The 25,965-nt window shown below is 41.4% G+C and carries 22 protein-coding genes and 3 pseudogenes; 8 read left to right on the top strand and 17 right to left on the bottom strand.

What is annotated here, in order from left to right; translation table 11 throughout:
- Nucleotides 1–49 precede the first annotated feature (49 nt).
- The 6 genes from ACM0OW_RS14410 (at nucleotide 50) to ACM0OW_RS14385 (ending at nucleotide 7,098) form a co-directional block, all read left to right on the top strand.
- On the top strand, nucleotides 50–2,683 hold the full coding sequence (locus ACM0OW_RS14410; protein WP_414550787.1) for an ABC transporter substrate-binding protein: 2,634 nt from the start codon (nucleotides 50–52) through the stop codon (nucleotides 2,681–2,683).
- Nucleotides 2,684–3,166: 483 nt separating this feature from the next.
- Complete coding sequence (locus ACM0OW_RS14405; protein ID WP_414550786.1) at nucleotides 3,167–3,820, top strand: hypothetical protein; 654 nt, start codon at nucleotides 3,167–3,169, stop codon at nucleotides 3,818–3,820.
- Between the two features lie 5 nt (nucleotides 3,821–3,825).
- On the top strand, nucleotides 3,826–5,556 hold the full coding sequence (locus ACM0OW_RS14400) for a VWA domain-containing protein (protein WP_414550785.1): 1,731 nt from the start codon (nucleotides 3,826–3,828) through the stop codon (nucleotides 5,554–5,556).
- A 45-nt stretch (nucleotides 5,557–5,601) separates the two neighbouring features.
- Nucleotides 5,602–5,973 carry a hypothetical protein gene (locus ACM0OW_RS14395; protein ID WP_414550784.1) on the top strand — a complete coding sequence of 124 codons (372 nt, stop codon included), beginning with the start codon at nucleotides 5,602–5,604 and terminating at the stop codon, nucleotides 5,971–5,973.
- A 63-nt stretch (nucleotides 5,974–6,036) separates the two neighbouring features.
- Nucleotides 6,037–6,261, top strand: a complete 225-nt coding sequence (locus ACM0OW_RS14390) for an indolepyruvate ferredoxin oxidoreductase subunit alpha (protein ID WP_323215931.1) — start codon at nucleotides 6,037–6,039, stop codon at nucleotides 6,259–6,261.
- Between the two features lie 108 nt (nucleotides 6,262–6,369).
- Nucleotides 6,370–7,098 carry an ABC transporter ATP-binding protein gene (locus ACM0OW_RS14385; protein WP_414550783.1) on the top strand — a complete coding sequence of 243 codons (729 nt, stop codon included), beginning with the start codon at nucleotides 6,370–6,372 and terminating at the stop codon, nucleotides 7,096–7,098.
- A gap of 245 nt (nucleotides 7,099–7,343) precedes the next feature.
- Here ACM0OW_RS14385 and moeB read toward each other — a convergent pair whose 3' ends face one another.
- From moeB to ACM0OW_RS14315, 14 genes and pseudogenes are all read right to left on the bottom strand, one after another.
- On the bottom strand, nucleotides 7,344–8,516 hold the full coding sequence (gene moeB / locus ACM0OW_RS14380; RefSeq protein ID WP_414550782.1) for a molybdopterin-synthase adenylyltransferase MoeB: 1,173 nt from the start codon (nucleotides 8,514–8,516) through the stop codon (nucleotides 7,344–7,346).
- Between the two features lie 52 nt (nucleotides 8,517–8,568).
- Nucleotides 8,569–9,036, bottom strand: coding sequence for a Mov34/MPN/PAD-1 family protein (locus tag ACM0OW_RS14375; protein WP_414550781.1), 468 nt, complete (start codon nucleotides 9,034–9,036; stop codon nucleotides 8,569–8,571).
- Nucleotides 9,029–9,394 carry a four helix bundle protein gene (locus tag ACM0OW_RS14370; RefSeq protein ID WP_414550780.1) on the bottom strand — a complete coding sequence of 122 codons (366 nt, stop codon included), beginning with the start codon at nucleotides 9,392–9,394 and terminating at the stop codon, nucleotides 9,029–9,031. The genes ACM0OW_RS14375 and ACM0OW_RS14370 overlap by 8 nt, the downstream gene beginning before the upstream one ends.
- A 229-nt stretch (nucleotides 9,395–9,623) precedes the next feature.
- Nucleotides 9,624–10,433, bottom strand: a complete 810-nt coding sequence (locus tag ACM0OW_RS14365; RefSeq protein ID WP_414550779.1) for a glucose 1-dehydrogenase — start codon at nucleotides 10,431–10,433, stop codon at nucleotides 9,624–9,626.
- 144 nt (nucleotides 10,434–10,577) lie between these two features.
- Nucleotides 10,578–11,222, bottom strand: a complete 645-nt coding sequence (locus tag ACM0OW_RS14360; protein WP_414550778.1) for an SAM-dependent methyltransferase — start codon at nucleotides 11,220–11,222, stop codon at nucleotides 10,578–10,580.
- 143 nt (nucleotides 11,223–11,365) lie between these two features.
- On the bottom strand, nucleotides 11,366–12,730 hold the full coding sequence (locus tag ACM0OW_RS14355; protein ID WP_414550777.1) for an APC family permease: 1,365 nt from the start codon (nucleotides 12,728–12,730) through the stop codon (nucleotides 11,366–11,368).
- Nucleotides 12,731–13,176: 446 nt separating this feature from the next.
- Complete coding sequence (mgtE, locus tag ACM0OW_RS14350) at nucleotides 13,177–14,541, bottom strand: magnesium transporter (protein ID WP_414550776.1); 1,365 nt, start codon at nucleotides 14,539–14,541, stop codon at nucleotides 13,177–13,179.
- Nucleotides 14,542–14,877: 336 nt separating this feature from the next.
- Nucleotides 14,878–15,306, bottom strand: coding sequence for a hypothetical protein (locus ACM0OW_RS14345; protein WP_414550775.1), 429 nt, complete (start codon nucleotides 15,304–15,306; stop codon nucleotides 14,878–14,880).
- Nucleotides 15,307–15,662: 356 nt separating this feature from the next.
- On the bottom strand, nucleotides 15,663–16,982 hold the full coding sequence (locus ACM0OW_RS14340) for a hypothetical protein (protein ID WP_414550808.1): 1,320 nt from the start codon (nucleotides 16,980–16,982) through the stop codon (nucleotides 15,663–15,665).
- 385 nt (nucleotides 16,983–17,367) lie between these two features.
- Nucleotides 17,368–18,411 carry an L-histidine N(alpha)-methyltransferase gene (locus ACM0OW_RS14335; RefSeq protein ID WP_414550774.1) on the bottom strand — a complete coding sequence of 348 codons (1,044 nt, stop codon included), beginning with the start codon at nucleotides 18,409–18,411 and terminating at the stop codon, nucleotides 17,368–17,370.
- Nucleotides 18,412–18,696: 285 nt separating this feature from the next.
- Complete coding sequence (locus ACM0OW_RS14330; RefSeq protein WP_414550773.1) at nucleotides 18,697–21,504, bottom strand: bifunctional acetate--CoA ligase family protein/GNAT family N-acetyltransferase; 2,808 nt, start codon at nucleotides 21,502–21,504, stop codon at nucleotides 18,697–18,699.
- Between the two features lie 45 nt (nucleotides 21,505–21,549).
- Nucleotides 21,550–21,999, bottom strand: coding sequence for a hydrogenase maturation protease (locus ACM0OW_RS14325; protein ID WP_414550772.1), 450 nt, complete (start codon nucleotides 21,997–21,999; stop codon nucleotides 21,550–21,552).
- Between the two features lie 501 nt (nucleotides 22,000–22,500).
- Nucleotides 22,501–22,665: pseudogene (locus ACM0OW_RS14320) on the bottom strand (2Fe-2S iron-sulfur cluster-binding protein); the annotation flags it as partial.
- Nucleotides 22,653–22,784 (bottom strand): annotated as a pseudogene (locus tag ACM0OW_RS14315) (hypothetical protein); the annotation flags it as partial. The pseudogenes ACM0OW_RS14315 and ACM0OW_RS14320, both read right to left, overlap by 13 nt.
- A 93-nt stretch (nucleotides 22,785–22,877) precedes the next feature.
- On the opposite strand from ACM0OW_RS14315, the pseudogene ACM0OW_RS14310 reads away from it, so the two are divergent.
- Nucleotides 22,878–23,171, top strand: a pseudogene (locus tag ACM0OW_RS14310) (6-phosphofructokinase); the annotation flags it as partial.
- 72 nt (nucleotides 23,172–23,243) lie between these two features.
- Here ACM0OW_RS14310 and ACM0OW_RS14305 read toward each other — a convergent pair.
- From ACM0OW_RS14305 to ACM0OW_RS14295, 3 genes are all read right to left on the bottom strand, one after another.
- A complete protein-coding gene (locus ACM0OW_RS14305; protein ID WP_414550771.1) occupies nucleotides 23,244–23,834 on the bottom strand; it encodes a DUF2459 domain-containing protein in 591 nt (196 codons plus the stop codon).
- Between the two features lie 20 nt (nucleotides 23,835–23,854).
- Nucleotides 23,855–24,640, bottom strand: coding sequence for a superoxide dismutase (locus ACM0OW_RS14300; RefSeq protein WP_414550770.1), 786 nt, complete (start codon nucleotides 24,638–24,640; stop codon nucleotides 23,855–23,857).
- A 70-nt stretch (nucleotides 24,641–24,710) separates the two neighbouring features.
- Entirely contained in the window at nucleotides 24,711–25,061 is a 351-nt protein-coding gene (locus ACM0OW_RS14295) for a phage holin family protein (RefSeq protein WP_414550769.1), read from the bottom strand.
- Between the two features lie 497 nt (nucleotides 25,062–25,558).
- Here ACM0OW_RS14295 and ACM0OW_RS14290 point away from each other — a divergent pair, with 497 nt between their 5' ends.
- Nucleotides 25,559–25,948: a hypothetical protein gene (locus tag ACM0OW_RS14290; protein WP_414550768.1), complete on the top strand. Its 390-nt coding sequence runs from the start codon at nucleotides 25,559–25,561 to the stop codon at nucleotides 25,946–25,948.
- Nucleotides 25,949–25,965 lie beyond the last annotated feature (17 nt).

The raw sequence follows: 25,965 nt of genomic DNA, 5'->3' as shown, positions 1-25,965 counted from the left end.
TATCTAGATCATCTATTCTTTACTTCCACACCCTTTTTCCCTGTTATTTATGGCTAAACTTCCCTCTAGCCCTAAAACCCCCCAAGATGTCGCCGTTGTGATTGAGATTAGTAGCGGTAGCTTTGCTGAGGGGTTTTCTGTAACGCTTCAGATTTTAGAAGATGGTGTGATTATTGAAGAAGATCATGGTTTAGCTCCTATTCCGGCTGCTCCCCAAATGCCGCAGTGGTATCAAGAATGGCAAGATATATCCCTAGATGGTAGTCGTCAATTGCAAGCGGTTTCAGGACAGGAAACGAATGTAGCCGTTTTAAACAGGTGGAGAGAAAGCGCTCAAACTCTAGAAGATTATTGTCGAGAATGGTTTCAGGATAGAGCATTTAGGAATTTACGCGATCGCATTCGGGCAAATACAAAAGTTACAACCGATAAATCTGTCCCCATTATTATTCGATGTCACCACCAGAATGAACTGCTGCGTCGCCTACCTTGGCATATCTGGGATTTATTTACCAACCTTCCCAATGCTGAATTGGCTTTGTTCTCTGGATTTGGTAAGCAAGTTCCAGCGCTGAAAGCACCCATCAAAGTTTTAGCCATTTTTGGTAGTTCTCATGGTGGTTTACAACTAGAAGACGATCAAAAAGCTTTAGGACTGTTAAAAAAGCGAGGAGCAAAAATTACATTCAAATCAGAGCCGACTGATCAAGAGTTGTCTGACTTGTTATTTAATCAAGATTGGGATATCTTGTTTTTTGCCGGACATAGTTCCAGTCAAGGTAGAAATGGACAGATCCAAATTCGTGAAGGTGATTGTTTACCGTTAAATGCGTTAAGTCAAAGCTTAACCAGAGCCGTTAAAAGAGGTTTAAAGTTAGCCATCTTTAATTCCTGTGATGGTCTAAAAATGGCAGATTTTTTAGCACAATTGAAAGTTCCAGCCGTGATTGTGATGCGGGAACCTGTGCCTGATGTGATTGCGCGTCAATTCTTACTTTATTTTTTAGAACAATTTTCTCAGGGTACACCTTTATTTTTAGCAGTCCGTGAAGCTCGCGATCGCCTTGAATCTATTCAAAGAAACAATTTTCCGGCTGCTTCCTGGTTGCCTATTCTTTGCCTCAATCCCAATCAGCCAGAATTAGTTTGGCCTGCTCCCTCAATACTTTCTCGTCCTAATTTAATTATGGGGTCTATTTTAGCTGCAATTATCGCTGTAGCGACTCCAGTGGCAATTAACCGATGTCAGATTTTCCCCTCAATGTGTCTCACCCCATTGCCCCCATTAGACAACTATATCGGCATGGGTGAAAAACCAATTTCTAACAGCAAAGTACAACTAAGTGAGCCATATCTTTCCTTAAAAAAACAAGGTATTACAGTATTTTCTCAAGGTGAATATGCAGATGCAGTCAAGATTTTTGATCAACTGCGTAATCTGGCACAACAAAATAAAGCGATTCCATCTATTAGTCAAGCAGCTATAGCAGCACTACAAGACCCAGAAGTTTTAATTTATCGCAATAATGCCTTTGTAATTGATCGCCATCGCCAAAATCCGAATTTACCAATTTACACCATTGCCGTAGCCGCACCATTCAATTTTACGGCTGGGTTGGATATTTTATTTGGAGTTGCTCAAGGGCAAGATGTGGCTGTTAAGCAAGAAGTCAATTTACAAGTTGTGATTGCTAACGATAACAACAACACCGAACAAGCTAAAGGAGTAGCAGAAATCCTTTTTGAAGATGCCAAAGTTCTGGCTGTGGTGGGACATTACACCTCTCCTAACACCTGTGCAGCTTTGAACGTTTATTCTCGTCAACCAAATCCCCTTGTGATGATTTCTCCTACTAGTACCCTGGTTAATCTCCCATCAAGTCCGGCTTGTGGTGGTGATCCTTATAAAGTATTCTTCAGGACTGTTTCATCTAGTCGAGTCGAGGCTCAAAGTCTAGTCCAATATTTAGTCGATGTTCTCAAAAAACCCCAGCCAAAAGTAGTTGCTTTTTACAACTCTCAAGAGTTATTTAGCAAGGATATGTTAGAGCAATTTATTCTGGTGCTGAGAGCATTTAAAGGCAGTCTAATTGCTAAATTTGATATTTCCGACCCCAAGTTTGATATTAGTCAAGTTACGTCACAGATGGCAAATGCAGATGCCTTGGCAGTCTTAGCCGATGGGGGTACTGACAATACGATAGCGGCTCAAACAGCGATTGAAGTCATTAAGTTGAACAATGGAGAAAAACCAATTTTAGGGGCAAATCCTCTCTATCTCCAAGAAGTTATTGATCAGGCTAAGGTGGCTACAGTCAATAGTCTCTATTTGGCGGTTGATTGGCATCCTCAACAATGTGGCGCACAAGATTTTGCGAAACAAGTTAATGAATACTGGGGTGGTGATTTGAATCGTCGGACAGCTTTGGCTTACGAGGCTGTACAGGCAGTACTGCAAGCCATTCAACTATCAGAATCTCCCGTAACTAGAGAAGATATTCGGCAGAAATTAGCCAATACAGGAATTCTCCAAGGGGTAGCTGCTTCTAGTGCCACAATCCAAGGGAAGTTGATTAGTTTTGATGCTAGAGGCGATCGCCGAGAAATTACCACCAGGGGAATTGTGACGGTAAATGAGCAATTGAGGTTTGATCTCGTCAAAGATGATTCTTGTCCTAGCTGACATACCTGACTTTTCACGTTGTGTAGAAAAGCTAACGCGAAACCTAACCCCCTTCCCTACCAGGGAAGCTACGGTGTACACACAAATAACCTGATCCCCCTAAATCCCCCTTTTTAAGGGTAGGTTGGGTTAAGCGTAGCGCAACCCAACGCTGCCAATAATGATGTTGGGTTTCCTTACGTCAACCCAACCTACAATTTTTTGCAACATTTTAAGTTTGCCACTCCAGTAGGGTGCGTTATGGACGCTAGTCCTAACGCACCGAGAATTGAAGATGGTGCGTTGCGCTACGCGACAACACACCCTACACACAAGGATTATTTGTAAAGTTATATAACGAATTGGTGATTTAGATTTTTAACTGTCGATAGTCCTTTAGCAGAATAAAAATTTTTCCAACTTAATTGCACAGTCAGTAAATGATTTAATTATTTGCCAAGATTTTGCTGTCAATTAATTTATCAACACCAAAATCATCTATTTATGACACATCAACCCAAGCGTTATTATTTCCGATTTTCTGATCATCAATTATTACTAACTGGGTTATTACTTGGTTATATTATCTTTGTTTTTTGGCTAGGAATACGTTTGACTGTTTTACTTAGCGGTGCAGTAATTGTGGCTTTAGCGATCGCCTCCTGGTATAGCCAACTCAAAAACCTAAAAAATAGCCCCAAAGTTACTTCGGCAAATTTATTGCAAATTGATGTTTTTAGCAATCATCTCAACCATTTAAATTACCAAATTCCTCATCCTTCTCAACCTCTATGGCAATCAGTAAAGCAACAAGCTCAAAGCATTCAGCAGATTGCGAGGCAAATTGCTGAACAAGAATCAACATTTACTCCAGATTTGCTGGAAACTCTGCACACTGTTTTAGATTTGGTTGACCAACTAGTGGAAGCATTACAGGTGATTCAAAAAGTGCAAACACCACGCTATCGAAATTTGGCAGAACAACAGTTAGGAAGTAGTCAAAAACGACTCCATCAGACCCATGACCAACTTCAGGAACTGCACGACCAAATGATGTTGGAAACCCTAGAGCGTCGTTCAAATTATGCTCCTACTGTAATTTGTCAGCGTCTACAAACGTTGATTAATGAAAATGAACAAGGAATTTTAGGAAAATAGAAAAAATGAAAAAATTACGTTTTACATCTTGGCTATTGATGGGACTATGCCTGACTTTTTTGTGGGCTTGTACAACCTCTCTTAATTCATTTGCAAGTGCTGATATTCATCTTCGTGAACATCTTCTACCTCAAATCAAATTAGAGTCACAACTGATAACTGATACTGCTGCTTATAATGTCGTAATTCCGCCGATCACTGATTCTGTCCCTGATCCAAATACTTTCCCTTTGTATGGTGCAAAGCCTAGCAATGATCCCAATATTGTCTATCTGGAAATCTACAGTTCGGCTGAAAAAGCGAATGGAGAACGACAGGATGAACGTTGGTTAGTTGATGTCGCCGAAAAATATAATCAGCAAAAACAAAAGCTGAAATCTGGGCAAGTTATTCAAGTGGGGATTCGGAATATTCCTTCTGGATTGGCCGCGCAGATTTTAACTGCCAGAAAAGGCAAACCCGCAGGTTATACACCAGCAACGGCGATGTGGTTGGAACTACTAAAAGCTGAAGGATTACCCCTACGAGATATTGCGCCGGCGTTAGTCTCAAATCAAGCTATTTTTGCCGTTCAACCCCAGGTATATAAAGAATTAGCTCAAGGTGGAGAGGTGACGTTTGACAGCCTCATGGATGCTATTCTCGCGGGTAAAATCTCAGTTGGTTATTCCAATCCATATATTGCCTCATCAGCGTTAAATTTTCTACATTCATTGCTTTGGCGTTCAGCAGGTCGTACTCAAGATAGCAAACCATTAACTATTGCTGAACTAGAATCTCCCCAAATCAATTCTGCCTTTAGCACCTTCCAAAAACAAATCGCCCTGACGACACCCACATATCTAGATTTAAAACAAATTTGGATTCGCAATCCCCAGAAGTTTCAAGCAATTGTCATGGCTTACCAGAGCTATGTGAATTTAAAGAAACAGCCAGAATTTGCTCAATTAGCTTATGTTCCCTTCGGTATGCCGGAAAATTCACCATTAGCAGGATTTGAATGGAATACAGCATCTGAGCAAGAAGCTTTGAGTAAATTCGCGGAGTTTGCCACTTCTGCACCCATGCAAAAATTGGCAGAACAACAGGGATATGAACAAACGAAGTATCTCCAACAAGGTCAATTTCCCCCCATGCCATCTGGTGAAGTATTAAAAGCTGCTCAGTCATTCTGGAAACAGCGTAAGGATGGTGGACGGACAGTGTATATGGAATTGGTTGTGGATACAAGTGGTTCCATGCAGCGCAACAACCGTCTGGGAGCTGTCCAGGAAGCGTTACGCTTTGCCAGTCAACAAATTAACCGGGATAATCAGATTGGGTTAGTCTCTTTTAGCGATCGCGCCACACGTTGGCTAACTCTTGCACCCTTCAACGAATTAGAACAAAAGCGGTTATTTGTTGCCATTAACCGACTGCGACCTGATGGTGAAACTGCCCTCTATGACGGACTAGCTGTAGGTTTAGCAGACCTGATGGAAAAGAAAAAAATTGATCCAAATGGTCAATTCTACCTCCTACTGCTCACAGATGGAGAACGAACTAAAGGCATCCGTTTTAGAGAAATTAAAGATGTGATTGAGCAGAGTGGGGTGAGAGTGTATCCCATTGCCTACGGTGAAGTAAATCAGCAGGAATTAGCAGCGATCGCGTCCATTCGAGAAGGCAGTGTTTACCAAGGTACACCCGAAAAGGTACAAGTTCTGCTCAAAGACTTGTTCCAAACAAATCTTTAATGCAGAGCAAATTCTCAATAGCAGTCCCAAAAATTACGAATAAACATGAACCTCAAAACTCAACTTCTCAAAACTCTAGGACTGAGTTGGACAGCTTTTTTGGTCACTGGAATGCTAATCAGCAGGTTTGCGGGAATGCCGGCAATCACCGTACTCATTGATCGCAGCTATTGTCCCACAACAGAATGGCAGCAGGTTGTGCAAACCTACAGTCAACTTTATCAACAGCATCAGCAGCGTCGGTTGCAATTACAATCTGTGATTTTGTTCAGCAGTCTCGGAGAAGAACACCTATCAATTCCACCAGAACCTCAAACATTAGCACAATCATCTACTTACGGGCGATCGTCACCACAACGCCAGTTAGAATTACGCGCCAGCTATCCTCAAGCACAACTTTTGGAATGTACTCAGTAGATATTCGAGACTAATTGCTAGGCTAGATATAGCTGATCCGAAAGAAAGGGAATCTATAAATAAATGCCGCACACGATTGTGACTGATGTTTGTGAAGGCGTTGCTGACTGCGTAGATGCTTGTCCAGTAGCTTGTATTCATGAAGGCCCTGGGAAAAATGTCAAGGGAACCGATTGGTATTGGATTGATTTTGCCACCTGTATCGATTGTGGTATATGTATCCAAGTTTGCCCTGTAGCAGATGCAATCCTTCCCGAAGAACGACCTGAATTGCAAAAAACACCTTAAAATTATTTAGTCAACAGTCTATAGTTATTGTTAACTTGGCTGTTGACTAATGATTTACCCTGAGCGTAGCCGTTCACGTAGTGTCTCGAAGAGAAGGGCTAATGACTAATGAGCAATGAGTATTTACTAGAAGTTAAAGATGTCCACGCCGGATACAGCAAAGATATAGATATCCTGCAAGGAGTGAATTTTTGTGTGAAACCCGGTGAGTTGGTGACAGTGATTGGCCCCAATGGTGCGGGTAAATCTACCTTAGCTAAAACTATTTTTGGGCTGTTAACTCCTCACACAGGCACAATTACCTTTAAAAATGAAAATATTAGTGGGGTAAAGTCCAATCAAATCGTCAAGAAGGGAATGTCCTATGTCCCACAGCTAACTAATGTTTTTGCTTCCCTGAGTGTTGAGGAAAATCTGGAAATGGGGGCTTTTGTCCGTAATGTACCGCTGAAACCTCTGAAAGATAAAATTTTTACCATGTTTCCCAGATTAAGCGATCGCCGTCGTCAACGTGCTGGTACGCTATCAGGTGGGGAACGTCAGATGCTGGCTATGGGCAAAGCGTTGATGTTGGAACCTAGTTTGCTGCTATTAGATGAACCTTCTGCGGCTTTATCCCCCATCCTTGTAACACAAGTCTTTGAGCAAATTAAACAAATTAATCAAACAGGTACAGCGATTGTCTTAGTAGAACAAAACGCCCGTAAAGCCTTAGAAATGGCTGACCGTGGTTATGTGCTGGAATCAGGACGTGATGCTATCTCAGGCCCCGGTCAAGAATTATTGCATGATCCCAAAGTAGGTGAACTATATTTGGGCGCAGGTAAAGCCCATTAAATCCACAGGCGCAGAGAATAAACGTGGAATCTCTGCGTTACTCTGCTTAAAACAGTTATCAGTTATCAGTTAAGTAGGTCAACGTAATTAAACATAAAACCTTGACAATATAGATCCCCGACTTCTTTGAGAAGTCGGGGATCTGGGTACTACGTTTTTTAAGTTTGAGCTACTTATCAGTGAAAAGACATAATTGGGTTTAAGTCCCCACGATCCGATTTGATAACTGTTAACTGTTTACTGATTTAATACTCTGGAACTGAAGGATCTATTTCTTTACTCCAGGCGTTAATTCCGCCTTTAACATTAGTCCCCTCAATTCCCGCTTCTTTGAGGATACCCAAGGCTTTGGCGGAGCGTCCACCTAGTTTACAATGAGCAATTAAGCGATGACCATTGAGAATTTCTTTTACCTTGGCTACACCGTCGCCGTTTTCAATATCTGGTAAGGGGATTAATACAGCACCAGGAATTTTGGCGATTTCGTATTCATGAGGGTTACGGACATCCAACAGCACAAAATCTTTTGCGCCGCTATCCATTAATTCTTTCAATTCCTTAACGGTCATTTCTGACATTTCCATCTGCTGTTTAGCCTCCTCTGCTTTAGCTTGGGGAATTCCGCAGAATTGTTCGTAGTCTATCAGCTTTTCAATAACTGGGCGAATGGGATTAGGACGTAGTTTCAATTCCCTAAATTTCATTTCTAAGGCATCGTACAACAGTAATCTTCCACTGAGGGTGTTACCTTTTCCTGTGATGATTTTGACTGTTTCTGTCGCCTGAATAATGCCAATCATTCCTGGCAAAATACCGAGTACACCACCTTCTGCACAGGAGGGAACCATTCCTGGTGGTGGTGGTTCTGGATACAAGTCACGATAGTTTGGCCCACCTTCGTAGTTAAAGACCGTGGCTTGTCCTTCAAAGCGGAAAATGGAACCGTAGACGTTGGGTTTATCCAGCAGTACGCAAGCGTCATTCACGAGGTATCTGGTGGGGAAATTATCCGTACCATCCACAACGATATCGTAAGGTTTCATGATATCTAGGGCATTTTCAGCACTCAGGCGAGTTTCGTATAAGTCAACCTGACAATGGGGGTTAATCTCGTGAATGCGGTTTTTCGCTGATTCAATCTTGGGTTTACCTACCCAGGATGTACCGTGAATGACTTGGCGTTGCAGGTTGGAAGTATCAACGATATCGAAATCAACAATACCAATGCGTCCGATGCCTGCGGCTGCAAGATATAACAGTAATGGCGAACCTAGTCCACCAGTACCAATACACAATACACTCGCAGCTTTTAAACGCTTTTGTCCTTCTAGTCCAATTTCTGGCAAAATTAGATGGCGAGAGTAGCGTTCGTAATCGTCTTTGGTCAACTGGATTTCTTCCAGGTTGGGATTTAGCATAAGAGTTTGGTAGATCAGCGAGGAATATTAATCCTATCGAAAAACGATATTTTTAAATTATGTTTTCAATTAACTCTGGTTGGAACTGGTGATGATCATCAAGTATCCAACTTTTAACTGTAGCAGCTTTGCCGTTTTGAACAGAAACTATTATATACGAGTATTCAGCCCAAGCATATAGGCGATCGCATTCTGAAGGTGTAGCCAAATTATCAGGGTGTGAGTGGTAAATACCGATAATATTTAATGAGCGATCGCGTGCGGCTTTCTGTGCCTGTAACATGACTTGGGGAGCGATAGCATATCGTCTTCTGGTACTCTGTATTGTGGGTTCACTGGAAAAAACACCTGCTTGGGTATTCCAAGCGTTTTCTGTGGGCATAATTTCCATTACAGTTTTGCCTTCCCTACCCAGATTACCGATAATTAGTCCACAGCATTCTTCTGGGTAGGTGCTTTGGGCATGACTACAAATAATTTGCAGGTGTTCAGGAAGGAGAGAGATAAACCTACTATTCATCAAAATTGTGACTTTGCTTATCAATGTAAGATGCTAGCAGTTCCTTCACTTCCACCACATCACTGATTAACAGATCATAATCAGAGGAATCCAGCATATTCAACTCAAAGCAAAGCAGCAGGTAATATTCCACCTCAATCACTGCATCCCTGGCCATTTCCAGAAAATCCAGTTGCATTTCATAGTCATCGCGATCGCATCCCTGAGCTATCTTAATAGGAATGGCACTACAAGCTAAACGAATCTGTTGCGTTAGCCCCTGTAATTCCTCTTCTGGAAAGGTTTTAGTGATTTCATAGACTGCAACGGTTAATTCGTGTGCTTTTTCCCATTCTTGCAGCTCTCTAAAGTCTGTCATATCTATAATTGGTATCCTTGAGGATGAATAGGTGACCAATGCCTATCTATAATAATATGCCACTATTAACCCACATACCCACATTGTTAGGAAAGGGGGCAGGGGGCAGGAGGAAAGTTTGTCTCAATACCCGTCGTGGCATAAATCAACCACCCATTCCCAATCAATAAAAGGCTTGTAGTATCCAAATTACGAATTACGAATTATGAATTATGAATTACGAATTACGTCAGGCCGACCAATTTTCACGGAAATCAGCGTACAAACTCAGTCCACCATCGACAAATAGGGTTTGACCAGTAATGTAGTCGGCATCCTCTGAAGCTAAAAAAGCTACGGCTGCGGCCATTTCTTCGGTAGTTCCCGCACGACACATGGGGATATGACTTTCTACAGTTGCCTTTTTTTCTGGGTCATCTATCCAAGCTTCATTGATTGGTGTGACTGTCGCTCCTGGTGCTACGGCATTGACGCGGATACCTCGATTAGCATATTCTAATGCTAGGGTTTTAGTCAGATTTTCCATCCCCCCTTTGCTGATGGAATAACTCAGATATGTAGGTCTGGGAATAATTTCGTGAACACTGGAAATATTAATGATTACCCCGGAATGGTTCTGGGATAAAAGGTGTTTGATAGTTTCACGGGCGCACAGGAAAGCACCCCGGAGGTTAACTGCAAGTACTTGATCGAAGTCTGCGGTAGTCAGTTCGTGAGATGGACATTCTGTTTGAATCCCTGCATTGTTAATCAGAATATCTAAACTACCAAAGGTGTCAACTACACTGTTGACCATTGTCACAATATCTGATTCTTGGGAAACATCACCCTGTACTAACAGCGAACGCATTCCGCAATTTTCGATATCTTTACAGGCTTTCTCTACTGCCATTGCTTCAGTTTCTGCCCCTGATTCTGGGGTTTTGCGGTAGTTAATCGCTATATTACACCCTAATTGGGCAAGTTTGATGGCGATCGCCTGACCAATACCTGAAGTTGCGCCTGTCACTAACGCATTTTTTCCTTGCAATCCTTTCATAATCTGCTAATTGTGTAGGGTGGGTTAGGCGCACCAAATCACAGGATAAAAATGAATATCTTTGATTTTGCACCCTCACCCACCATGATTTATACTTATTCTCCCCAATATCTAGCGTTTTAACTTCTGCGATTGGGAGTACTTTTACTTCAAGTTAGCTGGGATTTCTTCAGGCACAACCCAATAGTAGATTGTCCGGCCATCCACCTGCAATGTCTGTTCTGGTTGCCATTCGCCCATATCGAAAGCATGAGAAACAATCCGTGTTCCGGGTTTAAGTTGTTGTAATAATTGGGGACGCAATTTGAGGTTGATATCAGGTAATAAATAAAGTGTAACTACCGTAGCTTCACTAAAATCAGACTTAAACAAATCTTGTTGTACAAATTGTACGCGATCGCTAACTCCCGCTTCCTGTGCATTTGCATTAGCTTCCTGGACTAGTTCGGGGTTGATTTCTACACCAACACCTTTTTTGACACCATACTTTTGGGCTGCTGTAGTTACAATGCGACCATCACCACTACCAAGGTCATAAAGTACATCATCTTTGCCTACTTTTGCTACTTCCAACATAGCATCTACTACTGCCTGTGGTGTTGGCACATAAGGCACATCACCCGGACGTTCTTGGGGTTGAGTTGCTGGTGTTTCGGTCTGTCCAGCCAAAGTAGGTGCTTCTGGCTTTTCTGCTTCCACATTCGTTTCTTGAGGTGTACATCCCACAAATCCCCAGCTTGTCAGACTTACTCCTGTAGCCAGTAAAAACAGAATTTTTTTGTAGTTCATGAATTTGTCCTTGATTGATAGCGTGTGATAATTCAGTGGTCAGTTTTAAATTATTCCCCATTCCCTACTCACTTACGGGCGGGTTTATTCAGAATTTCGACGGACAACAGACTCACGGCTTGAACCCGCCCCTACCTAATTCCTTAAATTCTCCCTTGGCGACGGCGATTCCACAACAATAGGGGAATTCCGGCTGCTACTACTAAAACGCCTACCAATGCTCCCACTCCCGTATAAGCCAAACTAGAGTAAAGCAAATAGCCACAAGATGCACAAAACAGCAAAGGTGTCAAGGGGTAAAATGGTACACGAAAGGGTCGCGATATTTCGGGTTCGCGGATTCGCAGCACAAACAGCGATACACCTGAAAGCAGAAAGAATAACCAAAAAACGGGGGCGGTATAATCCACCATCGTTTCAAAGCCTCCGCGGGTAATCGTGCCTAAAAAGACCAAGGCTAACGCGATCGCCACTTGCAACAAAAAGGCTTCAATGGGAGTGCTGTGGCTTTTTTGCCAACGCCCCATAAAACTAAACAGGGAAAAATCTTGGCCTAAAGCGTAATTAGTCCGCGCGCCGGTGAAAATTGTGGCGTTAATAGCTCCCAATGTGGAAACTGCTATTAACAGACTGATGAATAAAGCACCAGGTTCACCCGCAATAGCACGCATTAAATCCGCCGCCACAGCTTCAGATTCGGCCATGTTTGATAAGCCCAATGCTTGCAGGTAAGCCAAATTGATTAACAGGTAAATCCCAGTGATAATGCCAATACTCCAAAGTAGCGATCGCAGAATGTTGCGTTTTTTATTGTGCATTTCTGCCGAAATATACGCTGCTTCATTCCAGCCACCATAAGACAGGAGTACAAACACCATCGCCAATCCCCAATTACCCGAAGATGCAGGTTCTGCCGATACTGTAGAGTTAGGGAGAGTAGTTAGTCCCAAAACAACTACCAGTAACAAACCCAAAACCTTAGCCAGAGACAGCCAGTTTTGTGTCCATTTACCTTGTCGCAAACCGAGGATATTTAAAGCAGTTAAGAGCGCGATCGCCCCAGCTGCATAAATAGAAGATGAAAACGTACCTAAGCGCCATATTTGACTCGCATAGTCACCAAATACAAAAGCCAGCAGCACAATTGAACCTGTTTGAATCACAGTCATGCGCGCCCAAGCAAATAAAAAGGCGACTCCTCGCCCAAATGAACGCTTGAGATAATAGTAAACACCTCCTACATTGGGATAAGCTGTGGCTAACTCTGCATAACACAACGCGCCCACCAGAGATACTAAGCCACCAGTGAACCATAACAGCAGTACAGCAATATCGCTACCTGCTTGAACGGCTACTAATGCCGGCGTTTGAAAAATTCCCGCCCCGATCACAATACCGACAATCAGCGCTACTGCGTCGGATAATGTCAACAATGACTTGGGATCTGCGGCTTCAGTCGTCGCTCCCGACTCAACTAAATTGTAGTTTTCTTCACTACTCACATTCATACCTCATTCCTGTTGAGCATACCGAGCGAAAGACCATCCTCAGTATACCCAAGACTTTAAAATTCAAAACTCGGTACTCTATCCTGTAAATTAACAATCTTAGCTGTTTGTGCAAGCGCCAATTGTGGAATTGATAACATAGGTATTGTGACTGCTATAACCGAGATTGTCAATTTTACTAAAAATCACTGAATCATCGATGAAATCTTGGAAAGCTTCGTAATTTCACACATATATACAGAAGAATTTTGGCAATTAAATCATCTACCTATGGTCTGAATAAATATATATCTCCAGACATAAAATATGCATCTGAGAGAATAGGTAAATAGACCATGCAGTAGGGGCGCAAGGCCTTGCGCCCCTACGACAGATGTGGTTCAAATACATGAAAACTGATGTAAAATGAAAAATTACCAGCAGCACAATATCTCTGGCGCGCTACTTTATCCTAAAATTAATCGAGCTACGTTCAGGTAAATGAAAACTCCCAAGACATCCACCGCAGTGGTAATAAAGGGTGCGGACATCAAAGCCGGATCTAGCTTCATAGCACGAAATAAAAATGGCAGCGCGGAACCAGAAACTGAGGCTAAAACGCAGATGGACAATAGACTAATACCTACAGCCAAGGCGACTGCGAGATTACCTTGCAAGAAGTATGCCCAGACGACGACTACAGCACCTAGCATACCTCCGAGCAGTACGCCCGCGATCGCTTCTCGTCTGACTATATTTAAAGCTTCGTCGGGGTGAACGTCTTCTGTATTCAAACCCCGAATTACCACAGTGGAAGACTGCGCTCCCACGTTCCCCCCTGTACCAATTAATAAGGGGATAAAGGCAGTTAACGCCACGACTTTTTCTAAAATATCTTCTTGGTTAGTAATTACCGCCGCCGTCGCACTATTGGTGATCAACAGCACAAATAACCATACTACCCGTCTACGGGCAACAGTAAATAAATTTGTTTGAAAATAATTATCACCACCAGATTCGACACCACCCAATGTATAGATATCTTCTGTGGTTTCTTGTTCTAAAATATCAAGAATATCATCCACCGTCACGATCCCCACCAGACGCTGTTCGGTATCTACCACCGGAATGGCAACAAAGTCATAATGTTGAATTGTTCGAGCTACTTCTTCTTGGTCAGTCCCAGTATTTACAAATACCACATCACGGGTCATGATACTGCCAATTGTTTGCTCTGGTTGCGCTAAAATCAGACCCCGCAGGGAGAGAATCCCAGTCAAGCGACGAGCATCATCAGTCACATATATATAGTAAATTGTCTCTCTCAAGTTAGCCAGAGAACGAATCTGCGCTAGCGCCTGAGTAATCGTAATATTTTCCCTCAGTGACAGATACTCAGGAGTCATAATCCGCCCAGCAGTATTAGGCGCATAACCTAAAAGCAAAGCCGTTGCATCCCGTTCCGCCGGACTCAGTTGTTCTAATAGTCGCCGGACAACTTTCGCCGGGAGTTCGTCAAACAGTCGCGCCCGATCATCAGGCGACATATTATCGACAATTTCCCGGACATCCTGACGCTTAAAATCTTCTAGTAGTGTCTGTTGTACACTGGGATCGAGGTATTCAAATACTTCTATGGCTTCTTCTTTAGAAAGTAACCGAAATGCGATCGCCTGAGTAGCCTCTGGTAAACCTCCAATTGATTCCGCAATATCTGCAACCTGAACTGGAACTAACAAAGCTTTAGCACCCTGAAAGTTCTTTTGTTCAAGTAGCACTTGCAACTGCTCGCGCACTAGGTCTTGTAACTCTTGTCGGGATCTGCTTTGCATATCGGAACTAATGATAAACGCAGTGTTCTTTAAAGCTCATTTGCTTTTACTGTTACCAAGTGTGACATCTTGCCACTCTATCAAGAATAGTAATACCAGTTTTTCGCCACTTCTCCAGAGCAAGTTTATATTTTACTCCTTGACGCACTGACTGCATAAGTAATTTCAATGCCCCAAGTTCCACCATCCAAACTAATTTTTGGGCAAATCTCGCACTTTTTTTTGCTCTAGTTTTTTGCTCTAGTTCAACGCATAAATAGAGTGTTGGGAGTTGACACGCGCGGGAAATTATGTTATGGTAAACTTGATAAGGAAGAATTATTTTAAAAATTAAGATTAAAATCTGCTGCTAGGCAAAAGTAAAATATCTATCAATTCACCCGAAACCAAACCGCAGAGGGCTAAAATAGTTAAAACCCAAAATGAATCAGTTTTGTTGAAACCAGCAAAACGCATTTCTAAGTCAGCTAAAAACGTAGTTGCTATGGGTATGAGAAAGAGGCTAAAGAATAGCGACCAAGTTTCGACCAAAGCCACAGACAGACTCAAAAATAAAACCACAACCAAGATTCTAGAGCCAAATGCCACTAACTTCTCTAACCAAACAATAGTTTTTCTGACAATGGCTAAAGTGACAGCGACCACAAACGCTCCCGCCAACCAAACAATGTGATGAGCAGCAAGATACCACCCCAATAAAGCATAAGCTATCCAGAGTAGTACCAGGGGCATCACTGGAATTCTGTGAAAAAATCCCACATTCATCGTTTTCTTCCCCCAGCTTTCAAGAATCAGGATATACCTATTTTAATTTTAATCAAAATCGGCGGGGTTATTTTTACCTTTATTTTTGTTCACAAACCCTCTCATAATTAACTGTTTGTAGTTGCGCTTTAGCGCTAAAACGCTACGAGTTAATTTCAGAGACTTCATATTTCAGTATCCTATATTTCTACCAAATTGGGATGCTCACTTTAGGGACTTCCAAGAAATAAATTATCCGGATTAACGTTAGCGTAGCTTGCCGAAGGCTACCACAGAGGCGCAGAGGACACAGAGGAATCAGGGTTTGAGAGATTTTTTACGTTAGGTGGTTGAGTATTTTTTTATTTGGAAGTCCCTTAGTAACGCCTAAATTGCCTTTGAAGATTTTCTACTTCTTCTACAGTTTTTTCTATCCCTCCTTCAGCAATATTTTTCACATAATTAATCTTGATTTCCTCTAACATATCAACAAACAATTGTTCTAGCTCCTGTAAATTATGCCTTTTTTGTAACTCATTTTCTAAAGCCTCTCGAAAGTTTTTTAGCAACCGGGCTGTTACCTCTCCACCCACGGGGTCTTCTAGTGCTTTTACCAAAGTTGCGTAAGCAGATTTGGTTAAGTTAGCGGCTAATTGTTCGACTAACTTATGAGGTAATTTATTTAGTCCAGGAAACTGCTGTAATTGGCGGATAACTGGAGTTTCATAGAGATTACTTTGAATTGTGTGCTGTATTAAAGCTGTGATATCAGGTTGAATTTGGGGTAGGACATCATAAATACTCACTTTTACCAAGCGGGCGGTAATCACTTGTAGCTCACTTTGATTATTTATCTGCACATAAGGACGACGGGATTCTGGTTGAAATAACCAACGAGCAACATCTCCTTTTTGAATAGAATTTTGCATTTGCTCTATCACCTGAATTCCTACCATCTCTGTGATTTCCTGGGCAAATCCTACAGCAAAATCACGGTTAATTTGGGCTTTGAATGGGTCAAGATTTAATAATTCAGCTTGGTAAAGGCGAACAGTTACCGGAAACACTCGCAACCATCGCGCAAAAGGTAGCAGCAAGAAAATATCATACCAGCGTCGCAGCATTGCTTCTAACCAATTCAACTGGGGATTTCGGCGACTGGTTTGAAATGTCCGCGATAAAAAATTCACCGCAAATATCAGCACAAAAGGCAAATCAATTAACCAAAAATAGTCGATAAATTTACCATATCTATTAATATCTCGATAATAATTAGCTTGAATTAAAGGGCTAATCTCACTATTCCAAAACCCTATTTCTGACCGCCAACCAGATTTTTCGAGGTAATCTGGATTCCAAAACTCAGTCAAAGCATCACGCGCCGAGTTCATACCCGTCCTTTGGCGCATTTCCTCTTGAATCTTTTCCAGAGAGCTACTTTTATCCGCTACCGCAAAGGGATTATCTTCGATGATGTGTGTACTGAGGCGGCGTAATTGTGCTAGTTGATTTTCTACTTCTGGCGATTTTAATCCAGAGGCTACAACTTGGGCTTCTAGATTTTCCACCTGCTGAAGATAATTTTCCGTTGATGGATGGGGTTTAACACCTTTAATCGGGTCGTATAATTGGGTTAAGCTGGGGATAGCTTGTAGATAAAAATCTCGTGCATACAGATAACTGATATCAAAAAACACTAGCCCCAAATTAATTAAGGCCAGAATAGCAATTAAGCGTTCTCGTAAAAGATTGCGAGGGACAGCAGTTTTTTTTTAATGGATCTCATTGTCATCATTGAATTCGGGAAGGTTATCCATTTCTTTATAAAGTTGCGCTAAATTTCTTTCCTTCTTTCCTTCTTACTTTGTGTCCTTTGTGTCGTTTGTGGTTAGTTCCTCCTAATATTTCAGCGCATCCTTACATATCCTAGTTTTATGAAATAAATGCAATCAGCACTGCACATAAAGACAAGGCGCTTGATAATTATATCCAGCACTTTGTCAGTAAATCCAGTACACATTTTAATATAATCAATTCAGAAAATGAAGGTACTAGAGTTAGATTTTTTAAAGTGCTGAAAATCTACCTATCAGCAACTTGACAAAAAACCATAATATGTGATTTATATTTATCGCAACTAGAGTGAACAATTTTTAATCCAGCTTTTGCTAACTCTTGTGTAAGTTCAGGCATTTCATACTTGTGATGTTTCCAAATGGTAATTTCTTCATCTTTTAAAATTTCCAAATTCTCATTTATTCCCCACTGGCTAAAACTGAAAGTGTAATTTTGCAAAAATTTTATATTTGCAGTGATACTATCTGTTTTGACATCATACTTTCTCACAAGTTCGCAATCTTCAGAATTAATCCCCATCTTGTTGGTAATCCATGTATATATCCCTTCTACATGATATTTACAGCCACCTCGAACTTTTCCATCCCATTGAGAGTGAGAACCTATTTCGTTGGTGAACACAAGTAAATCATTTGGATTCATGCTGTTTTTAAAGTTTTGAAAAACTCTCACTCTATCTTGATGATTGCCAATTGTTACACCTAAATGTAAAAATACATTAGCGATATCTTTGATTTCACCAGAAGTTGAGTTTTGCAGAATATTAGCGGGAATAGCATTGGCTTCTATATCAACTGTATGACTTTCTAATTCAATTGATGGAAACCATTTAGTAAAGTTAGCTTTTGATAAACTTAGCAGTTCACTACTAATATCCAAAGCTATATATTTATTAATTCTTCCTAATTTATGCAGTTGAGAAACAAATTTTTTAACTGGGTAAGAATTACCTGCCCCTACATCGACAATATTAATTTGATCACAATTTTGATAACTATTAATATATTCAAAGTTTTGCTTTAATAACTCAACTTCTACGTTGGATGGTTCATACCATTTAGGGATAACATATTTTTCATAAAAATCATTCCATATTTTCGCACCTCCGCCTTTGTAAGCAAATTTTACAGGAATTTCTCGTCTCAGTTCTAATGCCTGAATTAACTCGACAACTTCTGTCTGAGAAAAAATAGCGTATAATTCAGAACTTGGCTCTACTACACGACTTAGAATATTTGAGCTATTGCTGTCAAGTTTTTTAGGTATCATTGTTTGCTTCAGGATAATTAGTTGCCATTACCATAATCATTAAACCCCACCCCTAGCACCTCCCCCTTCGGGTGATGCCTCCGGCACGCTACGCGAACACCAGTCGCCTACGGTGGGAAACCCGCCTACAGCGCTGGTTCACCGCAAGCGAGGAGGGGAACAAGATTTAATCAGAAATCTTGTTTTTAGGGCTGGAAACTCTCTTTGGCTCAGGATGTGTGTACACGGTAGCCGCAAGCGAGGAGGGGGCTATGATATACCTTATATGATTAGGAAACGCTATATCTAATTTATCTCAATTTGGGCTTGCACTACAGTAGGATCATCTGTGCGCTCAATTTGAAAACCCAGGTTTTCACATACTTTCTGCATGGCATAATTATCACTCAAGATATCAGCAGTAATTCTGGTTAGTTGCTCATCTTGACTAATTTGCAGTAACCGTCGCAGTAACTCGGTTCCTATGCCTTGACATTGAAAGCGATCGCATACCAGAATAGCAAATTCTGCTGCATTCGTACCATGTATTTTACTTAACCGACCAACTGCCAAAATTTCCCGTGTCTGTGTTTCGGGATTTTGATACTCTACAACTAAGGCTATTTCCCGGTCATAATCAATAAAACAAATCCGTGTTAACCGTTCATGGGCTACTCTCGATTGCAGTTTAATTAAGTGAAAATAACGAAAATAAACACTTTGTTCTGAGAGTGTCTGATGAAATTTTACCATCAACGGCTCATCTTCTGGACGGATAGGACGAATAGTCACAGTCGTGCCATTTCTCGTCTGCCACTGGCTGACATATTGTATGGGATAGGGGCGAATTGCTAACTTTGGTAGTTGCTCTTCTTTAACATCTGCTTCGTGGAGAATAATTCGGGCATCGAGGATAATTAATTGCTCAGATGAAGCTAGCAAGGGGTTAATATCAATTTCCTTAATTGCGCGTTGTTCTACCACTAATTGACTAAATACCACCATTAATTCTTCCAGGGCGGCCATATCAACACTTTTGCGTCCCCGGACTCCTTTGAGGGCTTTGTAAATTTGTGTTTGCTCGATCATGCGTCGTGCTAAAGTGGTATTTAGAGGGGGAAGTGCGATAGCTACGCTCGCCGCAGGCATCGCGCGATCGCAAAAAATTTCTACAAGTTGTCCTCCAGTGCCAAAAAGCAACACCGGGCCAAATTGAGCATCAAGACTACTACCAATAATGAGTTCATAACCAGCCATTTTGACCATTGGCTGCACAGTTACACCGAGGAAGAGTGCTGAGGCTTCCTTCCTGAGTGCTGAGTAATCAGGGTCTTGTAGTTTCTCATTTAACGACGATTCAATGGTGTGGTAAGCTCGTCTGACGGCTTCAGCGTCTCGCAGATTTAACTGCACACCACCAACATCGGTTTTATGGGTAATTGTGTGGGAAAAAAGCTTTAAAACAACTGGATAACCAATATTTTCAGCACATTGAACTGCTTCATCTTCATTTTCAGCCACCCAAGTACTCACCACCGGCAAACCATAAGCTGCTAAAATCTGCTTGGATTCAAACTCTGTAAGAATCGTTCGCTGTGCCTGTCGCGCTGCTTGGATAATTTTCTCCACACAGTTACGGTCTGGTATCCCTGACGCAGAATCAAGCGCAGACATTACAGGAGTTTCGTAGATACCACGCAAATTATAACTAGATTGCCACATATAACTAAACATCCGCGCCGCAGTATCAGGATAAGGATATGTGGGGATATGGTTGCGATTCAGAATCATCTCCCCTGCGGTTACATCTGCGCCTCCCATCCAACTCGCCAGGATAGGTTTACCAGATATCTGCGCGTAGGGTTTTAATTGTTCGGCTGTTTGGGTGGGGTCAGTCATGGCTTGGGGTGTGAGAATTACCAATAAGCCATCACTATTGGCATCTTGAGCCGCAATTTCTAACGCTTGAGTATATCTCTGAGGGTCAGCATCCCCTAGAATGTCAATAGGATTGCCATGACTCCAATGTGTAGGTAATAGTTGGTTAAGGGAGGTGATAGTTTCCTCAGAAATTGGTGCAACTTCTCCACCAGAAGCAATCAGAGCATCAGTAGCCAGGACTCCCGGACCACCTGCATTAGTCAAAATTGTCAGGCGTGAACCTTGGGGACGGGGTTGTTTTGCTAATACTTCCGCCATATCGAACAAGTCAGAAATACTGTTAACCCGCAATACTCCACAACGCCGAAAAGCTGCATCCAGAACTTCATCACTTCCAGTTAATGCGCCTGTATGAGAGGCTGCGGCTTTAGCTGCGGCTGCGGAACGTCCGGCTTTAATCACAATAATCGGTTTCGTTAAAGCAACTTCCCGCGCTGCTGACAGGAATGAACGTGCATTCCCAATTGATTCCATGTAAATGATAATACTTTTAGTGTGAGGGTCATCACCAAGATAGTCAATTAAATCTCCCCAACCCACATCGAGCATTGAGCCAAGGGAAACAAAGGCGCTAAAACCTACATTTTCTCGGAAACTCCAATCCAGGATAGCAGTGCAGAGCGCTCCACTTTGACTAATAAAGCCGACATTTCCCGGTCGTGCCATTGAACTGGCAAAAGTCGCATTTAAACCCGTGCGCGGACTCATTGCACCCAAGCAGTTAGGGCCAATAATCCGCATTTGTCCCCGACGGGCAACCTCAAGTATTTGCTGCTCTAAGGTTATACCCTCAGCACCAGCTTCTTTAAAACCAGCACTGAGGATAATTGCACCTTTAACACCTGCATCCACGCACTCAGCAATAATACTTGGTACTGTTGAGGCTGGGGTAGCAATAACTGCTAAATCTATTGGTTCGGGGACATCAAAAATAGTCGGGTAGGCTTTGATTCCCAAAATACTATGACGTTGGGGATTAACAGGAAATACAATTCCCCCAAAAGGATTACTAATTAAGTTCCATAATAAGGTACGCCCCACACTATGAGGTTTTTCACTCGCACCAATTACCGCCACACTTTGGGGAGCAAACATCACGTTCAGAGGATTTTGCTGCTGTGTTCGCCAAATATCGTAGGCGCGTTGAATAGATGACTGTGTAGGTTTTTGCATGAGTTGCTACTACCTGCGGTGGAAATGTGCTTGGTTCCGAAAATTTTAATGAAACAAGTTGGAATTTGCGTCTATAATTTGGGTAATTCTTTGTAAAGCGATCGCTACACCAATTTCCGCAATTGGTGATAAACTATATCCTAATTCAAAGTTGACTCCTGGGACTTTGATCCACCAAGCCGGCGGACTATAATTATACAGGGCTTGAGTGAGAGCCAGTAAGGATGGCGGATCGGCTGTATGTCCAGAGATGATGTTGCAAGATGTCGGTGAAAGGGATTGTACTTGTACTTGAAAACTTTCGGAAATTAAACAAGCATCAATAAATATTGCTAAATCAGCACCGGCTAAAATTTCAGCTAGTTCGGGGGTCAGTTGGTGAACAGCAATGGATTTTACCTGTGATAGCTGTAAGACTTTGGCTACTTTTTGTCCAATACCATCATCACTACGCAATTCATTACCATAACCAATTATGATGATATTGCTATTCATGGTTTTGATCGGGATATTAGGGTAAAGTATCCCTTTCGTGGGGAACGCTGCGCGAACCTCTACAGGTAGATTGTTAGTTGCGGGTGGTACCTTGGCGGCAGCTAGTTTCACAACACATCAAGCAAGTTTTACGGGTAATAAGACAAGCAGCTAAGGGGAAGAAAAATGACAGCCCAGATACAGGACACAGTAGAATACAAAGGGATCACATATCTACTCATAGAATATCGTGGTAAGTCACCCTTTGACCCGGAAATATATGGACTAGAAGTGACTGGAAAAAGCAGTATTTGTTGGCGTGGATATGCCTGTGCGTATCGTATAGAAAACCAAATTATCGAATTAGACAAAATAGAAGCATCTATCGGGAGATATGAGGGTTCAAAATACGTGGAGTTGGAGTTACCCAGAATCAACACAGTAGAAGGTAAGCGACAGGAAAGCACTGCACAGGTGTTTAATGCCAAATATGAACAACTACATTTACAGCTTCCCTATAGCGATAATTGTACGCCGATATTTTTGCAAGCGATCGCTATCTGTCCTCACCTCCATCCCCTCAGTCACCTTAGTCACACAAGCAGGTCGAAGCTTATTACTACCAGCAATCTCCACCAAACACAACCGACAAGCCCCCACATCCGTCACCCCTTGCAAATGACACACTTGCGTTCTCCCTCGGCTTTCGCTACAGTCGCCCATTTCAAACCTGTCGGATAACCAGCACCACCACGTCCCCGTAAACCACTGCTAGTAATAGCATCTACTACCTGGCTAGGAGTCATTTACATCCTTTTCTAAATAGCCAAAAAGTTCCTGCGCTTTATGCAATATCTCAATCAGTGCATCCTGTTGATACTGATAGCGTTTGATTGTTGCTGATTGACATTCGGGTTTCCGTTTTAGGACATATCCAACGCGGTGGTATACCCTCAGCTTTAGACCGTTTAATCGCCACAGCCTTTGGTAAAGCGGCGGTAGATTTGTTAGCTGATAATCAATCGGCACAGATGGTAGCTTGGCAAAATGGACAAGTGGTAGCAGTTCCTTTATCAGCAGTTTTAGCTTCCAGTCCATGTCTTGTAGAGCCGAATAATTTCTTAGTCCAAACTGCGCGATCGCTTAATACTTACATCGGAAATTCAACCTTGCTAAATTTGAAGATAAAATAGCAAAATTGCACCTCATCTTCTCCTCTCCTCTGCGCCTCTGCGTGAGGTAATCCACCACCCAATATAGTCTAATTAACGCAAATATTGCACTTGAAAATCGGCCAACAACACAAAACCCTCAACCCGACAATGTAAACTTTGTAACCACAGAACCAACTCATGATTACTATTATGATACAAAGTATAGTCCAAATCATCTTGAACAAAATTCATTTGATTAACTGGATTAAAAATCTGCGTTTCAATATTTTGCTGAAAGCGTTTAGCCAACAAATTTTGTAGTCTTGTAGCCTTAGCCCTTGCTACCGCAAAATTCAGGATATTAGTATTACCATCTATAGCCTGCTGCAACTGGGCGATATTATCATATTTTCGTCTACCCAAAGTTCCCTGAGTCGGAAACAGCAACGCTGCAAAGCCATTACCCAAATCTTGCTTATTCAACGCAAAATAACGCCAATCACCATAAGCATACTGAATTAAACCATCCTCACCATCAGGCAAAACCAACTGCGAATGTAAGCCTAAATCAACCACATAAACAGTGACTGGCTCCACCGGGTTAACTGGGGGTATGATAACTGCGGGAGAGGCAATCAAGATTAGTGATATCGAGGCTACTATTGCCAGAATAAACAGAGATATCCGTTGTAAAATACTCACTATTACGAAGTTTGCTTTCGTTACTGTAATGAAATAAGCGATCGCTTGTTAATTTCCGGCCAATTCACCACGTTCCACCAATTATTTAAATACTCCGCCCGGCGGTTGCGATATCTCAGGTAATATGCGTGTTCCCAGACATCGTTACCCATAATCGGATATGCACCATCCATAATCGGGTTATCTTGATTAGCTGTGGAGACGATTTGCAATTGACCTGCGGGGTTACGCACTAGCCACACCCAACCACTACCGAAGCGATCGCCTCCAGCTGCGTTAAACTGTTGTTTAAATTGATCAAAACTGCCAAAAGTTTGGTTAATCTCTGCGGCTATTTCGTCTGTAGGTTCTCCACCACCGTCAGGACTCATAATTTGCCAAAAAATGGTGTGATTAAGATGTCCACCAGCGTTATTACGTACCTTTGTCCGAATATTTTCAGGAACCTTATTTAAGTCTCTCAGCAAAGCTTCTACACTGCTTTTTTGCAACTCTGGCTCTTGTTTCAGAGCATCATTCAGGTTATTCACATAACTAGCATGATGTCCATCATGATGTAATTTCATCGTTTCCGCATCAATAGCTTTTCCTAATGCCGAATAATCATAAGGTAATAGCGGTAACTTGGCTGGACTAGCACTCAGTTCACCATCAGGAGAAGCTACGGGGGGGAAGGTTGTTGCAGTGGGAGTTGGTTGAGGAGATTGTGATTCAGCTATGGGTACTGCTTGACAAGAAATTAGCACAATAGCCAGCAACACTCCTGTCAGAACAAAAGCAATTTTTTCTCGGATAAATTTGGACATAATTATTCACACCATGATTAATAATTGTATGATGAAAGAGTAAAAATTTGCAGTGATTTAACCAAAACTTTCAAACCCCTGCTCTGACAATAGCCAAAAGAATAGAATTAACAATCGCTAAAGCAATCGAGCCAATAAATGCACTCCAAAAGCCCCATCTGAGAGTAAAACCCGGAACTAAAGCAGCCGCTAGAGCAAAAATAATCGCATTTAACACAAAGAAAAATAATCCCAAGCTCAGAATGATTGCGGGTAATGTCACTAAACTCAAAATTGGCAGCAAGATTGCATTCAACACTCCAAAAACAGCCGCAGAAATGGCTGCCTTACCTAAACTATCAATTTCAATGCCTATAGGTATTCTAGAAATAATTAAAAAACTAATTGTAGTAACTAACCAAGTGAGAAGAAGGTCTAACATTAATGATTCCTCAGTATACTTAATTAACTAAAGTTTTATTCTTTTTTTTGTCTGCAAAAAACCAATCTAAATTTATGACAACTTTGCATTTTAGTAAAATTAAGCTTAGATTATGGTTAATATTAACATAGAAAAGCCCCCTTTTAAACCAATTAATTAATCTATTTCTTTAGGTATATAATCAAAAATTATCAACAAAACTATCGACAGATATGCGATAAATTTTATTTTGCTAAATATATAATTAAAACATAATCCCTATCTAAAATTTAGTTAATCAATGAAAGAAAAAATACTAACTGTTCAGTTTGCAAAAATTTGGGTTTTATTGGGAAAATTATCATTCTGAAGATTTATTCTGATTAGTTTTGACAAAATTCCCATAAATCAATAATTAACCACCAAGCAACGCCAATAGAATTTTATGGCTTTTCTCAAATTACCAATGAACTTAGAATCAAAAATCAAAATACTGTATATAGTTGAGGGTAAAGAAGATGTCTCTTGAGCCAGTTCTGTTAAAAAAAATAGCTGAAAATAGAAATTTTTCTCAGGTCACTCGCAGTGAAGTTAAACAAGAGCAAATACAGCCAGATGCCTTAAATATTCATGAGATAGCTTTAACTTTATCTCCCATAGCCTTGCTCTTCAGTTGGGTACTTTTTTTCCTGATTTTGCAAAAAGTTCGGACTTTTGTAGACAATAAGATGGTTTTTGCTGTCAAAGGTTTACATAAAGTCCCGTGTAAAAATTGTCGCTTTTATGCAAATAATCATTATCTCAAATGTGCCGTACAACCTTCTCTTGTCCTCACGGAAGAAGCGAAAGATTGCTCAGAATATTCACCTAGAAATGGCAAATTTACACCCACTAACCTGTTTAAATAAGGTAAAGATTATTTCCA

The sequence above is a fragment of the Anabaena sp. CCY 0017 genome (genome assembly GCF_963920885.1).
Taxonomy (GTDB): Bacteria; Cyanobacteriota; Cyanobacteriia; order Cyanobacteriales; family Nostocaceae; genus Nodularia.
This window is presented reverse-complemented; position numbering and strand designations above follow the sequence as displayed.

What these genes read in the sequence shown, in the direction of transcription:
- ACM0OW_RS14410 (WP_414550787.1), top strand. Translation starts at nt 50, where the DNA reads ATGGCTAAACTTCCCTCTAGCCCTAAAACCCCCCAAGATGTCGCCGTT.
- ACM0OW_RS14405 (WP_414550786.1), top strand. Translation starts at nt 3,167, where the DNA reads ATGACACATCAACCCAAGCGTTATTATTTCCGATTTTCTGATCATCAA.
- ACM0OW_RS14400 (WP_414550785.1), top strand. Translation starts at nt 3,826, where the DNA reads ATGAAAAAATTACGTTTTACATCTTGGCTATTGATGGGACTATGCCTG.
- ACM0OW_RS14395 (WP_414550784.1), top strand. Translation starts at nt 5,602, where the DNA reads ATGAACCTCAAAACTCAACTTCTCAAAACTCTAGGACTGAGTTGGACA.
- ACM0OW_RS14390 (WP_323215931.1), top strand. Translation starts at nt 6,037, where the DNA reads ATGCCGCACACGATTGTGACTGATGTTTGTGAAGGCGTTGCTGACTGC.
- ACM0OW_RS14385 (WP_414550783.1), top strand. Translation starts at nt 6,370, where the DNA reads ATGAGCAATGAGTATTTACTAGAAGTTAAAGATGTCCACGCCGGATAC.
- moeB (WP_414550782.1), bottom strand. Translation starts at nt 8,516, where the DNA reads ATGCTAAATCCCAACCTGGAAGAAATCCAGTTGACCAAAGACGATTAC.
- ACM0OW_RS14375 (WP_414550781.1), bottom strand. Translation starts at nt 9,036, where the DNA reads ATGAATAGTAGGTTTATCTCTCTCCTTCCTGAACACCTGCAAATTATT.
- ACM0OW_RS14370 (WP_414550780.1), bottom strand. Translation starts at nt 9,394, where the DNA reads ATGACAGACTTTAGAGAGCTGCAAGAATGGGAAAAAGCACACGAATTA.
- ACM0OW_RS14365 (WP_414550779.1), bottom strand. Translation starts at nt 10,433, where the DNA reads ATGAAAGGATTGCAAGGAAAAAATGCGTTAGTGACAGGCGCAACTTCA.
- ACM0OW_RS14360 (WP_414550778.1), bottom strand. Translation starts at nt 11,222, where the DNA reads ATGAACTACAAAAAAATTCTGTTTTTACTGGCTACAGGAGTAAGTCTG.
- ACM0OW_RS14355 (WP_414550777.1), bottom strand. Translation starts at nt 12,730, where the DNA reads ATGAATGTGAGTAGTGAAGAAAACTACAATTTAGTTGAGTCGGGAGCG.
- mgtE (WP_414550776.1), bottom strand. Translation starts at nt 14,541, where the DNA reads ATGCAAAGCAGATCCCGACAAGAGTTACAAGACCTAGTGCGCGAGCAG.
- ACM0OW_RS14345 (WP_414550775.1), bottom strand. Translation starts at nt 15,306, where the DNA reads ATGAATGTGGGATTTTTTCACAGAATTCCAGTGATGCCCCTGGTACTA.
- ACM0OW_RS14335 (WP_414550774.1), bottom strand. Translation starts at nt 18,411, where the DNA reads ATGATACCTAAAAAACTTGACAGCAATAGCTCAAATATTCTAAGTCGT.
- ACM0OW_RS14330 (WP_414550773.1), bottom strand. Translation starts at nt 21,504, where the DNA reads ATGCAAAAACCTACACAGTCATCTATTCAACGCGCCTACGATATTTGG.
- ACM0OW_RS14325 (WP_414550772.1), bottom strand. Translation starts at nt 21,999, where the DNA reads ATGAATAGCAATATCATCATAATTGGTTATGGTAATGAATTGCGTAGT.
- ACM0OW_RS14300 (WP_414550770.1), bottom strand. Translation starts at nt 24,640, where the DNA reads ATGTCCAAATTTATCCGAGAAAAAATTGCTTTTGTTCTGACAGGAGTG.
- ACM0OW_RS14295 (WP_414550769.1), bottom strand. Translation starts at nt 25,061, where the DNA reads ATGTTAGACCTTCTTCTCACTTGGTTAGTTACTACAATTAGTTTTTTA.
- ACM0OW_RS14290 (WP_414550768.1), top strand. Translation starts at nt 25,559, where the DNA reads ATGTCTCTTGAGCCAGTTCTGTTAAAAAAAATAGCTGAAAATAGAAAT.